Here is a 12,689-nt window from a genome sequence, read left to right as displayed (position 1 = left end):
TGATCACGCCTCAATTTTCAGGGAACTCAGTGCGCCGTATTTTCGGGCCAAGGATTTCTTGCGTTTGTTTACAAAAGCTTTCACTTCGTGATCAGAATAATGAAAGGCTTTGTGATTTTGGTGCGTTCCTTCGTCCGAATTTCCTAACTGTGCAGCGGCGTGTTCCTTTGGACTCAAGCTGGTGTGGAAAAGCGGTGCGTAGAAAAGATGTCTGCTATGCGAACTCATTACCTGAATTGCAAGACTCCTTCCTTGAACAGCTCTTTCAATGTTCTCGTCGATCCATTCGCGACTCATTTGAACGAGTAGAGGTTTTTTCCTCTTAATAGAGTCTTCTTTTTTCGAAGCTGTTTTATTCTTTTTACCGCTCACTACCGGTTTGCTGTTTTTACTTTGGGCAGCCGTTTCGATTTGCTCTACAGGTTCGATCAGATCACTGGGGTCAGCGATACCCGAGACACCCAATTTCGAACTGATGCCGGGTTTTCGGGTGTTATTAGGTTTACGCATGAATTTAGGCGCATCTTCATCACGGCTTGCCTTAGCTTCCACGATGGCAAATTTCTTACCTTCGTTATTTGCCGGATTAGCGCGCCACACAGCATCGATGCCTGTTCCGTTCGCACCATCCGTTAGTTTGTACAGTACGTGGCTAGCCTTAGGACTTCCGCCTGCGGAAAGTTTCCCCAACTTACTGGCACTAGGTTCACCCTCGAGCCACTTCCCATCAGCACCCTTGTCATGCCCGTCCCAATCCTTGCCCCAGCCAAACTCCACTGCGCAGATGTAGTCCGCAATGTGTTCGCCGCTCACTCCCAAACCTTCGTTCAAAATGCTGGAAGGGGCCTGAAGGCCCATTTTCGAGGCTTCGACCTGATTGGAGTGGGTGCCACTGGCGCCATCGGTGCCTTTCGCTGCAACCGAGGAGTCTTTGTTGGCGGGTTTTTCTGCTCTTTTCGGGTGGCTGGAGCCGGAGCCGGCCGCTGAGCTATTGCGCTGCATGCCTTTCCATTTCACCAGTCGTTTTTCAACGATCCCGACCATGGCCGGCATGTTGTCGCGGGAGGAGGCGAGGACGGTGACGACGGAGGTTTTTGCCCAGTTGGGCAGGCTCTGGAACGTCGAGGAGCCTTTGACGCCGGTGATGATTTCATCGAGTTCGCCGCGTAGCTTGCCAGCGTTGAATATCTGCTTGAGCAGTTCTTCGGGGCTGGTTTTGATTCCGCACTCTTGCAGGACAAAGCGGAGCAGGTCGAACAGTACCGGGGCATAGCGCTGCGGGTCTTTGTTGACGATGCGCAGGCTTTTTTTCAGGCCGTCGCCGGGGCCTGGAATCCAGCCGATGACGGCCATTAGCAGGTCGAACTGTGCGTCTTCCTTGCCATCGGTCGACTCTGCGTTGTAGAGGACGATCGCGGATTCAATGGTGTCGTAGGCATCGATGGCTTGCCCCAGGAACGGCACTGCGCCTAGCGCGATGCCTTTTGCCAGCTCAACGGCGGCTTCTTGATAGGCGGCGCTACGGTCTTCGCCGCCGTCGTTTGCGCTCTCAGCTACTGCCTCGCTCATGTCAGCCTCCCTGCGGCTTTCTCCACTAATGCTTGTAAATCAACCTGGTTTGGGTCCAGGCCGAGCTTGCGTAAATCTTCGTTAACTTTTTCGTCCGAGTTCTGCACCACCGCGACACTTTCGCGGCTGAACGGCCGTGGATCCTCGCCGTAATACACTTTGGCCGGTCCTTTCGGCACCTCTTCCAACCGGGCGAAGCCGTCATCGTCCAGCACGCCTTCACGGGTCGAACCGTCGGCAAAATCAACGCGATAAGACGCGCCGGGCACCGGTTCCAGATTGTCGTAGTGCAAATTCAACTCCAGCCACGTCGGGTTGGCCTTGGCTTTTTCCATCAGCCTTCCGGCAACGTCTGCCGCTGCCAACCCCGGAATCAACGGCACCAAAATCCCGATGCCGCTGCCCACCCCAGGCGAGCCGCCAGTGTTGACCTTCACCTCGGCGCCGCTGATGGTTACGCCACCAGCGTCGACTTTCACGAAATTGCCGCCAGCCTTGGCGGTGAGTTCCATGCCGGCGTCTACCACGACCTTGTCGCCAGCGTGGTAGTGGATTTCGCTGCCGGCTTCGACGAATTGAGCAGTGCCGACTTTTACATGCTGCGTCACACCCACCGTCAGGTGATCATCCGCGCGCATCTCGCTGATTCGATCCAGATGGGTAATCCGGTGTTCCTCAACCTTGAACTCGCTCAGCGTATTGGCTTCAACGGTGTCGTGCCGTTCGTTACCGACGCGGATCTTCTGGTCGTGCTCGATGTTTTCGTCCCAATCGCGTTGGGCGTGGATGTAGATCTGCTCGACGCCTTTCTTGTCTTCGATACGGAATTCGTTGTAGCCCTTGCCGCCCGGTGAACTCAGGGTTTTGAAGGTGCTGCGGGTCTTGTTTGCTGGCAGGTCGTAGGGGACGACGTTTTCCTTGTGGTACAGGCAACCGGTGACCAGTGGCTGGTCGGGATCGCCTTCGAGGAAGGTGACGAGGACTTCCATGCCGATGCGCGGGATGGCGATGCCGCCGTACGCGGCGCCGGCCCAGCCGCTGGCGACGCGCATCCAGCAGGTGGTTTTGTCGTTGGACTGACCGTCACGGTCCCAGTGGAATTGCACTTTGATCCGGCCGTACTGGTCGCAGTGGATTTCTTCGCCTGCCGGGCCGGTGACGACGGCGGTCTGGCTGCCGAGGACTTTTGGTTTCGGGTGTTCGAGGGCAGGGCGGTAGTGCGCGTCCCACGGGGTGGCGAGGAAGCTGTTGCGGTAGCCCTGGTGGAAATCGCTTTTGTTGTCGGTGACGTCGCTGGTGACGTTTTCGCCGAGTACTTGCGGTTGTTTGCCTTCGTGGAAGACTTCCAGCAGCAGCCACAGGTCGTTCCACTCGGCGCGCGGATGTTCGGCGAGCGTGAGGAAATGGCCGCTGGTGAGGGTCGGTTCGTCACCTTTGCCTTCGGCGAGTTTGTAGTCGCTGCGATGGCGTTCGAGGGCGCGGGTGGAAAGGAACTTGCCGCGTTCGCGGGTGGTGAAGCGGCCGGGGTAGTCGTAGTCTTCGAGGTCCGGGGCAAAGGTGCTTTTCGCGGTGCCTTCGGGGAGGATCTGCGGTTTTTCGAAGTCGTAGTCGCGGCGGCTGACGCGGGTGGTGCGGGTTTCCAGGCGCAGGTTGAAGCGTTTGATCACCGGTTTGTCAGCGGCCATGCCGGAGTCTTGCTGGTAGCTCACCGGTTTCAGCTTGCGGAACACGGTCTGGTCGTCGCCGAACACCAGTTTGTGGCCGCTGCCGCTGTGCTGGAAGTGGAAGTGAATGCCTTCCTCTTCGCACAGACGCTGGATGAAATGCAGGTCGGATTCGTCGTACTGCACGCAGTAATCGCGTTCCGGGTATTCGGCGTTGAGCTGGAAGCTGTAGGCGTCGGCAAGAATGCCGCGATCTTCCAGCACCTGGGCGATGATCTTCGGCACGGTCAGTTGCTGGAAAATCTGCTGATCGTGGTTGTGCCGCAGGTAGGCCAGTTGTGGCACCAGGCTAAGGCTGTAACGGGTCAGGGTCTTGCCGGAGTCGCCTTGCTCGATGCGATAGACCAGACCGTGGATCTTGCCTTCGCCGGTCGGGCCGAAAGTCAGGACGCCGGGCTTGTGCAACAGCTCTTCGAGTTTGAGGTCGGGGCGCGCGCTGACGAGTTCGAGATCGAAACGGAACGGTTGGTTGAGGGCTTCGCGACCGGTGAAGCTGAGGACTTGCAGGTCGGCGTTGGCGCCTTCAAGCGTGAGGGTAATGTGGGTTGCGTTGGCGTCCAGCATGCCTTGAATTCCGTCCGTTGAATAAGCAGGTGACGGATGATGGAGGATTCAGCCGCCTCGTTCAAGGCACAAAAGCCGTAGGTCTGGCAGGTTTGCGGTATAGGGAAAACCCTTAGATGAGGTGTTTCGCCCAGTGAAACCGGGCGTTTGGTGCGAATTGGCGTTGATTGCCGGCAACTTTTCCCACGACCCTGGGTTGAAGAATCCTCAGTCAGATTCAGACTAAAGTCGCCTGTAGCACGTCAAAGCCATCTGCCATCATTGCCGCTCACCCCTGCGTGTTCACTTTCTCCTGGTTCAATCTGACCCGGGACGGGAGCTATTTTTCTGGCTTGTTGCGCGCTTGCGCAAACGCTGCATTGTTGGAGTTTTTCATGCGTCCCCCATTTCCCCTCATCACCCCGCGCCAGTCGTTTGGCTTCGGAGCCTTTGTGCTGTGCGCAGGTTTTACCGCACAGGTTCAGGCCAGCGGATTTTTTGAAGACACCACGGCGAAGATCGAATCGCGCACGGTGTACTTCAACCGCGATTTCCGTGATGGGCACACCACGAACGATCAGGGCGCGTCCAAGCGTGAAGAGTCGGCACAGGGCTTTATTCTCAACCTGCAATCGGGCTACACCGAAGGCACGGTGGGTTTTGGTATCGATGCGCTGGGCATGCTCGGCTTTCAACTCGATTCCAGCCCGGACCGCAGCAACAGCGGCTTGCTGCCCTCCAGCGGCAACGACCCGCGCGGCTCGAAGGGCCAGTACGCGAAAATGGGCCTGACCGCCAAGGTCAAGGTTTCGGACACGGTGCTGAAGTACGGCGCGCTGCTGCCGGATCTGCCGTTGCTGAAATACAACGACGGTCGTTTGCTGCCGACCATGTTCAACGGCGCCATGCTGACTTCTAAAGAGGTGAAAGACCTGACCTTCATGGCCGCGCGCCTGGACAAGTACACCGCGCGTGATTCCACCGATTCGCAAGACATCCGCGTGCACTGCAAGAACAAGCGCTACGCCTGCAACACCACTGCCGATCATTTCGACATGTACGGCTTCGACTACAAGATCAACGATCGCCTGACTGCGCAGTATCACTACGCCGAACTGGAAGACATCTATCGTCAGCACTTTGTCGGGCTGTTGGGTAATCAACCGTTAGCTGGCGGTGTACTTAAAGCGGATCTGCGCGTGCTGAAAAGTGCCGATAGCGGTGATGCCAAGGCCGGTTCAATCGATAACCGCGCGTTGAGCGGCATGCTGTCGTATGCGCATAGCGGTCATACGTTCAGCGCCGGTTGGCAGCGCATGAACGGCGACAACTCGATGCCTTACCTCGATGGCAGCAACCCGTATCTGGTCAACTACGTGCAAGTCAACGACTTCGCTGCCGCGCAGGAACGTTCGTGGCAACTGCGTTATGACTATGACTTCAAAGCCATTGGCATTAATGGTTTGAGCTTCCTGACGCGCTATGTGAGCGGTGATCATATCAAGGTGTTGGGCAGTGATCAGGAAGGCAAGGAGTGGGAACGCGACAGCGAGTTGAAGTATGTGATTCAGACGGGCACGTTCAAGGATGTGAGTTTGCGTTTGCGTAATGCGACTTACCGTACCAACTATGAGAAGTTTGCTCGGGATGTGGATGAGACACGGTTGATTGTGAGTTATAGCTTTTCGGTGTTGTAGGTCTTGGATGTGTAGTGCTTGATCGGGCGCTATCGCGAGCAGGCTCACTCCTACAATGGATTAATGTTGATCGCAATATCCGCGTCCGCTGAAGATCCCCTGTAGGAGTGAGCCTGCTCGCGATGAGGCCCTTGAAATTGCTGCTACAACCAATGCCAGAACCGGCTCCAGAACCCCCGATTCAAATCCTCTTTGCACCCGGCATATTGCCGCGCATAAACATCCGAACGATTCTGCACTTTGCGCGCCGTCGGCATCAGCCAGGCTTTGCTCGCGTAAGTCTTGTTGCGGAAGCCGCCCCAGCCTTCGTGGTAGTTGAGGTATTGGTTGTAGGCGTCGTACTTGTACACGCCGTTGATCGAATAGGTCTTGTCCATGTACCAGCCGACAAAGTCGATGGCGTCGTCGAAGTCTTCGCGGTCGGCTCCGCTGCGGCCGGTGCTTTTCTGGTAGTCGGCCCAGACTTCATCTTTGGCTTGCGCATAACCCGAGGCGGTCGAGACGCGGCCCCACGGGATCACCCACAGCAAGTATTTGCGCGGGGTTTTGGCGTCGTAGCGGTAACCGGATTCCTGATACATGATCGCGAAGGGCACCTGAATCGGCACGCCCCAGCGTTTTTGCGTGACTTGCGCAGCGTCGTACCAGTCGCTTTTTTCCCGGAAGATTTCGCAGATGTCTTCCGGCGAACGGGGCGGCGAGGTGCCGCACCCGCTCAGTAGCGTTGCCAGTGTCAGTAGTCCAAGCGTCTGCCTGTAATTCAAAAGCCGTTATCCCGTCGTGCGCAAAAAGGCCGACAGTCTACGCGCTCAGCTCAATTGATGACGATAGGGCAGATCCGGGCCAGTCTTGCTGCAGGTCAGCGCGGCGGCTTGCACGGCGAACCTGAGCATGGCGTCGATCTGCTCGCGCGCGAGTTGCCGCACGCCTTCGACCGAATCCAGACCGTGCTCGGTCAGCCAGGTGATCAACGCAGCCTGAAAGGTGTCGCCCGCGCCAACGGTGTCGGCAATCTTTATCGAGGCTGCCGGGACTGACCATGTGCCGTGTTGGCGGCTGAACACAGTAGCGCCGTCGCCGCCACGGGTGAGGAAGACGACCTGGCAGCGGTGTTCGAGCCAGCCTTCGATCACCCGTTGTGGGTCCTGTTCGGGGTAGAGCAGGCTCAGGTCTTCGTCGCTGACCTTGATCAGATCGGCCAGTGGCACCAGCGTCGCGATGCGCTCGCGCCACAGGTGGATATTCGGCTGGGGATTTAAGCGTACGTTCGGGTCGAGGGTGATCAGGCGTTTGCCGCTTTCACGCTGTACCAAGGTCAGCAAGGTGTCGCCGATCGGCTGCACCACTAGCGAGTACGAGCCGATATGCAAGCCGCGCACCTCAGGACCCAGCGCTGGCAGATGCGCCAGACTCAGCTGCCGGTCGGCGCAGCCTTCACCGCGAAAGCTGTAGTGCGGCGAGCCATTGGCACCGACGGCGACCATGGCCAGCGTGGTCGGTGCGGCGAAATCCACCAGATAGTCCGGGCACACACCTTCGTCCTGCAGCACTTGCTGCAAGCGGCGGCCGAGGTAGTCGGTGGACAGCCCGCCAAACAAGGCTGAGTCCACGCCCAGACGGCGTAAACCGACGGCGACGTTGAACGGCGAGCCGCCAGCAATCGCCTTGAAAGTCACTTTCGAGGCCAGACCGCTGGCGTCGTCTTCACTGAAAAAATCAAACAGGGCTTCGCCACACACCAAATACATAATTGTTTGCTCTTTATAGGGTTGCGACATGCTGTTGATAGCGTTCATAGGCCTGCTGGAACGCCGCGACGTTGGCGGCAATCGGCAGGGTTTCACTGCTTGAGTCGAGTTTCACGCAGCGCTGGCACAGGTCGGCGAGGCTGTCTTCGTGGCCGTTCGACCAGGATTTGCACCACGCCGATTGAATCGCTGCGCCGAGGGCGGCGGCTTCGCTTTGTTCGGTACAGATCACCGGGGTGTTCATGATGTCGGCGACGATCTGCCGCCACACCGCACTTTTCGAACCGCCGCCGATCAGGCAAATGCTGCGGCTTTGTAAACCATTGTGGCGGAGCAAATCCAGTCCGTAACGTAGACCGAAGGTGGTGCCTTCGACGGCGGCGCGGCACAGATTGGCCTGGGTCAGGTTGTCCAGCGTCAGACCGTGCAGGCTGCCGGTGGCGTGGGGCAGGGCGGGGACGCGTTCGCCGTTGAGAAACGGCAGCATGCTCACGCCGTCAGCGCCGATGGGGGCTTGAGCGACGAGGTCGTTGAATTGCTGCAGATCGAGGTCAAACAGCTCGCGGATCGCGCCGGTGGCGTTGGTCAGGTTCATCGTGCAGATCAGCGGCAACCATCCGCCGCTGGACGAGCAGAACGTCGCGACCGAGGCGTCCGGGCTGACTTTCGGCACTTCGGAATAGGCGTACACCGTACCGGAAGAGCCGAGGCTCATGGTGATCGCGCCGGGCTGAATATTGCCGGTGCCGATGGCGCCCATCATGTTGTCGCCGCCACCGCTCGATACCAACGCGTTGGGGTTGATGCCGAGGTGTTCGGCAATCGCCGGGAGGAGAGTGCCGACGCTTTGGTGCGCATCGATCAGCTCAGGTAGCGCCGCTTGCAGGCGTCCGCTGGCGTCGATGTCGCGCAGCAGTTGCAAGTCCCATTGGCGGGTGCGCACGTTGAAATAGCCGGTGCCGGAAGCGTCGCCGTATTCACTGCAGGCGCGGCCGGTGAGCCAGAAGTTCAGGTAGTCGTGGGGCAGCAGGATGCGCGCGATGCGCGCGAACACCACGGGGTGTTGTTCTTTGGTCCAGAGCAGTTTCGACACCGTGTAGCCCGGCGCGATGACCACGCCGAGGCGTTCCAGCGAACCTTTTTCACCGCCCAGATGAGTCAGCAGACGGTCGTTTTCGGCGCTGGTTTCGGTGTCGCACCAGAGCTTGGCCGGGCGCAGGACTTCACCTTGATCATCGAGCAGGACCAGACCGTGTTGCTGGCCGGAGACGCCGATGCCGAGGATCGACTGGCCATCGACATTTGCCGCCAGTAATGCCTGGCGGGTAGCGATGGCGAAGGCGTCCAGCCATTGCTGGGTGTCTTGTTCGCGGCGGCCGTTGGCGCCGCTGATCATCGTGTGTGCGGCGGCACCTTGGCCGAGGACTTGACCGCTGGCGGCGTCGAGGATGATGGCTTTGGTGCCTTGGGTGCCGCAGTCGATGCCTAGGAAGAGTTGTTGTGTTGTCATGTGTGAACCACTCGGGTGTGGTGAAGATCAAGAGTGTACCCCCTCACCCCAACCCTCTCCCCCAAGGGGGCGAGGGGGAAAGGGAGCCGATTGGGGGGCTGTTCAAAAGCTGAGTTCGACTCCGGTTCTCTCAACCGGGGCTGTACAAAATTTGAGTTCGACTCCGGTTCTCTCAAACCGGAGCTGTTCAAAACCTGAGTTCGACTCAGGACGTTCAGGTCGATGTAACTTGCACAAACCACTCGGTCAGTTCCCTCTCCCTCCGGGAGAGGGCTAGGGTGAGGGGCTTTTCAATCCAGAATCCGCTGCAAAGTCCGCGTCACACCATCCTCGCGCAAGCTGTTGCAGCACCACTCAAACGCCGCGACAAACTCCGCCGAACGCGGTATCGCCGTGCCAAAAATCTCCTCAACCGCCAACAACCGCTGCGTGATTAAAGCATCGTCCGCCACCAACGCCTGACAAAACGCCGCGCGCGGATCAGGAATCGAATAGCTATCGCCATTCTCATCCACCCCCTTCAAATACAACGCCCACGCCGCCACCACCAACGCCGCACGTTTAGTCTCCTGCCCATCAGCAATCAAGCGGTTGATGGTAGGAATGGTGAACTTGGGAAACTTCGACGAACCGTCCGAACACACTCGCTCCAACTGATCGGCAATCGCCTGATTGGAAAACCGCGCTACCAGCGTGTTTTTGTAATCCGTCAGATCAATGCCCGGCACCGGCGCCAATTGCGGGGTCACGTCCAGATCCATGTAAGCGCGCATATAACGCACGAACAGCGGGTCATTCATGGTCTCGTGCACAAACCGGTAACCCTTCAAAAAGCCCAGATAGGTCAGCGCCAGGTGGCTGCCGTTGAGCAGTTTGATTTTCATCTCTTCATACGGCGAAACATCGTCGGTGAACTGCACACCAACCTTTTCCCAGGCCGGACGACCGTTGCCGAATTTGTCTTCCAGCACCCACTGCACGAACGGCTCGCAGACCACCGGCCAGGCATCGTCGACGCCGTGTTTATCGGCCAGTTGTAGGCGATGCGCGGTGCTGGTCATCGGCGTGATGCGGTCGACCATGGCGTTGGGGAAACTGACGTTGGCGTCGATCCAGCTGCACAGGTTGCTATTGCGCAGCGTGGCAAACGCCAGCAGTGCCTTGCGCGTCACGGCGCCGTTGTGCGGCAGGTTATCGCAGGACATCACGGTAAATGCCGGAATGCCCGCCGCCCGGCGTTTTTCCAGGGCCGCACACAGGAAACCGAATACGGTTTTCGGTGCGTTCGGATGGGCAAGGTCATGCTGAATCTGCGGCAAGTGCGCCATGAATTCGCCGTTGCTGTCATCGATGCAATAACCGCCCTCGGTGATGGTCAACGAGACGATGCGGATTTGCGGATCGGCGAGTTTGTCGATCAACGCCTGAGCGCCGTCCTCGGCCAGCAGCATGTCGCGAATCGCGCCGATCACGCGGACTTCGGTGTCGTCGCTGTCGCCAAGTTCGAACAGCGTGAACAGGTAATCCTGCTCCTTGAGATCGTCGCGGGCGCGGCGATCTTCGGCGCGCAGGCCGACGCCACAGATCGCCCAGTCGAGGGCTTCGCCGGTGTTCATCAAGGCATCGGTGTAATACGCCTGATGCGCGCGGTGGAAGCCGCCGACGCCAATGTGAGCGATGCCCTGGCGCGTGTCGCTGAGGCTATAGGCCGGCAGTTGCACTTCGGCGGCCAGGCGATGGAGATTCTGTTGGTTGAGTTTCATCGGGAATTCTCGAAGTCAGGCCGCAGCGCGCAGCGGACGGGTCAATGCGACACCTTCGGCATCGAATAAATGGCAGTGCGACGGGTCGAGGTGCAAGCTCAACTGCTCGCCGTAACGGCTGGCCAGATCACCGCGCACGCGCATGGTCAGGGCTTCGCCAGCATTGGTGGTGACGTGGCAGAAGGTGTCGCTGCCCAAGCGTTCGCTAACGTCGGCGGTGACTTGCAGGGAGCAGTCGCCCGGTTGTGCCAGCTCCAGATGCTCCGGGCGAATACCGAGGGTCACGGCGCTGCCGACACTCAGATTGCCGGCATTAAAGGGCAGGGTGATGCGCGTACCGGCGTCCAGCGAGACTTCGCAGCTCTGGCCATCGACGCGGGCGATTTTACCTTTGAGGAAACCCATTTTCGGCGTGCCGAGGAAACCGGCGACAAAGAGGTTCGCCGGGTTGTGATACAGGTCCAGTGGCGAGCCGACCTGTTCGATCTTGCCGCCATTGAGTACCACAACCTTGTCGGCCATGGTCATCGCTTCGACCTGATCGTGGGTCACGTAGATCATCGTCGCTTGCAGGTCTTTGTGCAGGCGCAGCAGTTCCAGACGCATCTGTACGCGCAGCGCGGCGTCGAGGTTGGACAGCGGTTCGTCGAAGAGGAAGATTTTCGGATTGCGCACGATCGCGCGACCAATCGCCACGCGCTGGCGCTGGCCACCGGAGAGCTGTTTTGGCTTGCGTTCAAGCATCGGCCCGAGTTCGAGAATCCGCGCCGCTTCGCCGACTTTCTTCTCGACTTCGGCTTTCGGCACGCCGGCCAGATCGAGGGCGAACGACATGTTCTTTTTCACGGTCATGTGTGGGTACAGCGCGTAGGTCTGGAACACCATCGCCAGATCGCGCTTGGCCGGGCTGACTTCGGTGATGTCACGGCCATCGAGTTCGATGGTGCCGTCGCTGACTTCTTCCAGACCGGCAATCAGCCGCAGCAAGGTGGATTTGCCGCAGCCCGACGGGCCGACGAAGACCACGAATTCCTTGTCGTTCACTTCAAGGTCGATGCCTTTGATGATGGAGAAGCCTTCGAAGCCTTTTTGCAGATTCTTGATTTTCAGGTTGGCCATGATGATGGGCCTCCGCAATTTATTATTGGGTTAAACCAGATCGCCTTTTCTGTGGGAGCGACGGTGCGACGATTCGACCTGCTCGCGAATGCGGTGTGCCATTCAACAATGATGGCGACTGACACGGCCTCATCGCGAGCAGGCTCACTCCTACAGGGGAATGTGTAGGGTTCGGGATGTTCATTTCACGGCGCCGAACGAGAGGCCGCGCACCAGTTGTTTCTGGCTGATCCAGCCGAAGATCAGAATCGGCGCACACGCCAGGGTCGACACCGCCGACAACTTGGCCCAGAACAAGCCTTCAGGACTCGAGTAAGAAGCGATCAAAGCAGTCAACGGCGCGGCCTTCGACGAGGTCAGGTTCAGCGACCAGAACGCCTCGTTCCAGCACAGAATCAGCGACAGCAGCACGGTCGAAGCGAGGCCACCCTTGGCGATCGGCAGCAGCACGCGAACCATTTCCTGCCACAGCGTGGCGCCGTCGAGGCGGGCAGCTTCGAGGATGTCTTTGGGGATGTCCTTGAAGTAGGTGTAAACCATCCAGACCACAATCGGCAGGTTGATCAGCGTATAGATCACGATCAGCGCGATGCGCGTGTCGAGCAGGCCGAAACTCTTCGCCAGCAAGTAGATCGGCATCAGCACGCCCACCGGCGGCAGCATCTTGGTCGAGAGCATCCACAGCAGCGTGCCTTTGGTGCGCTGGGTTTCGTAGAACGCCATCGAGTATGCGGCCGGCACCGCGATCAGCAGACAAAGGGCCGTGGCACTGAAGGAAATCACCACTGAATTCCAGGCGAAACTGAAGTAATCGCTGCGCTCATTGATGTGCAGGTAGTTCTCCAGCGTCGGCGTGAAGATGAACTGCGGCGGCGTGGCGAAGGCGTCGATTTCGGTTTTGAAACTGGTCATCACCATCCAGAAGATCGGGAAGAAAATCACGATCGCGATGGCCCAGGCCAGGGTGCCGAGCAGCAGGCTTTGCAGCCGGCGGGATTGTTGAAGAGTCATGGCAG

At 58.7% G+C, this 12,689-nt stretch carries 9 protein-coding genes; 1 reads left to right on the top strand and 8 read right to left on the bottom strand.

What is annotated here, in order from left to right; translation table 11 throughout:
- Nucleotides 1-3 precede the first annotated feature (3 nt).
- The gene (locus AC0ZWN_RS07250) at nt 4-1,569 is read right to left on the bottom strand and encodes a hypothetical protein (protein ID WP_460128942.1); all 1,566 of its coding nucleotides are present in this window, start codon (nt 1,567-1,569) and stop codon (nt 4-6) included.
- The gene (locus AC0ZWN_RS07245) at nt 1,566-3,857 is read right to left on the bottom strand and encodes a type VI secretion system Vgr family protein (protein WP_476334552.1); all 2,292 of its coding nucleotides are present in this window, start codon (nt 3,855-3,857) and stop codon (nt 1,566-1,568) included. The genes AC0ZWN_RS07250 and AC0ZWN_RS07245 overlap by 4 nt, the downstream gene beginning before the upstream one ends.
- 374 nt (nt 3,858-4,231) lie before the next feature.
- Here AC0ZWN_RS07245 and AC0ZWN_RS07240 point away from each other — a divergent pair, with 374 nt between their 5' ends.
- Entirely contained in the window at nt 4,232-5,533 is a 1,302-nt protein-coding gene (locus AC0ZWN_RS07240; protein ID WP_414926073.1) for an OprD family porin, read from the top strand.
- 143 nt (nt 5,534-5,676) lie between these two features.
- Here AC0ZWN_RS07240 and AC0ZWN_RS07235 read toward each other — a convergent pair whose 3' ends face one another.
- The 6 genes from AC0ZWN_RS07235 to AC0ZWN_RS07210 form a co-directional block, all read right to left on the bottom strand.
- Nucleotides 5,677-6,297, bottom strand: a complete 621-nt coding sequence (locus tag AC0ZWN_RS07235) for a transglycosylase SLT domain-containing protein (RefSeq protein ID WP_007912129.1) — start codon at nt 6,295-6,297, stop codon at nt 5,677-5,679.
- 45 nt (nt 6,298-6,342) lie between these two features.
- Nucleotides 6,343-7,281 carry a carbohydrate kinase family protein gene (locus AC0ZWN_RS07230; protein WP_476334551.1) on the bottom strand — a complete coding sequence of 313 codons (939 nt, stop codon included), beginning with the start codon at nt 7,279-7,281 and terminating at the stop codon, nt 6,343-6,345.
- Nucleotides 7,282-7,294: 13 nt separating this feature from the next.
- Nucleotides 7,295-8,791, bottom strand: coding sequence for a xylulokinase (gene xylB / locus AC0ZWN_RS07225; RefSeq protein WP_476334549.1), 1,497 nt, complete (start codon nt 8,789-8,791; stop codon nt 7,295-7,297).
- Between the two features lie 290 nt (nt 8,792-9,081).
- Nucleotides 9,082-10,554, bottom strand: a complete 1,473-nt coding sequence (locus tag AC0ZWN_RS07220) for a mannitol dehydrogenase family protein (protein WP_476334548.1) — start codon at nt 10,552-10,554, stop codon at nt 9,082-9,084.
- A 15-nt stretch (nt 10,555-10,569) separates the two neighbouring features.
- Nucleotides 10,570-11,673, bottom strand: a complete 1,104-nt coding sequence (locus AC0ZWN_RS07215; protein ID WP_122599968.1) for a sn-glycerol-3-phosphate ABC transporter ATP-binding protein UgpC — start codon at nt 11,671-11,673, stop codon at nt 10,570-10,572.
- Nucleotides 11,674-11,853: 180 nt separating this feature from the next.
- Nucleotides 11,854-12,684 carry a carbohydrate ABC transporter permease gene (locus AC0ZWN_RS07210; protein ID WP_034154211.1) on the bottom strand — a complete coding sequence of 277 codons (831 nt, stop codon included), beginning with the start codon at nt 12,682-12,684 and terminating at the stop codon, nt 11,854-11,856.
- Between the last annotated feature and the right edge of the window lie 5 nt (nt 12,685-12,689).

It is taken from the genome of Pseudomonas sp. 3B-A001-10F (assembly GCF_056313565.1).
This window is presented reverse-complemented; position numbering and strand designations above follow the sequence as displayed.

Coding starts and splice junctions, on each gene's coding strand:
- AC0ZWN_RS07210 (WP_034154211.1), bottom strand. CDS start 12,684: ATGACTCTTCAACAATCCCGCCGGCTGCAAAGCCTGCTGCTCGGCACC.
- xylB (WP_476334549.1), bottom strand. CDS start 8,791: ATGACAACACAACAACTCTTCCTAGGCATCGACTGCGGCACCCAAGGC.
- AC0ZWN_RS07245 (WP_476334552.1), bottom strand. CDS start 3,857: ATGCTGGACGCCAACGCAACCCACATTACCCTCACGCTTGAAGGCGCC.
- AC0ZWN_RS07215 (WP_122599968.1), bottom strand. CDS start 11,673: ATGGCCAACCTGAAAATCAAGAATCTGCAAAAAGGCTTCGAAGGCTTC.
- AC0ZWN_RS07250 (WP_460128942.1), bottom strand. CDS start 1,569: ATGAGCGAGGCAGTAGCTGAGAGCGCAAACGACGGCGGCGAAGACCGT.
- AC0ZWN_RS07220 (WP_476334548.1), bottom strand. CDS start 10,554: ATGAAACTCAACCAACAGAATCTCCATCGCCTGGCCGCCGAAGTGCAA.
- AC0ZWN_RS07230 (WP_476334551.1), bottom strand. CDS start 7,281: ATGTATTTGGTGTGTGGCGAAGCCCTGTTTGATTTTTTCAGTGAAGAC.
- AC0ZWN_RS07240 (WP_414926073.1), top strand. CDS start 4,232: ATGCGTCCCCCATTTCCCCTCATCACCCCGCGCCAGTCGTTTGGCTTC.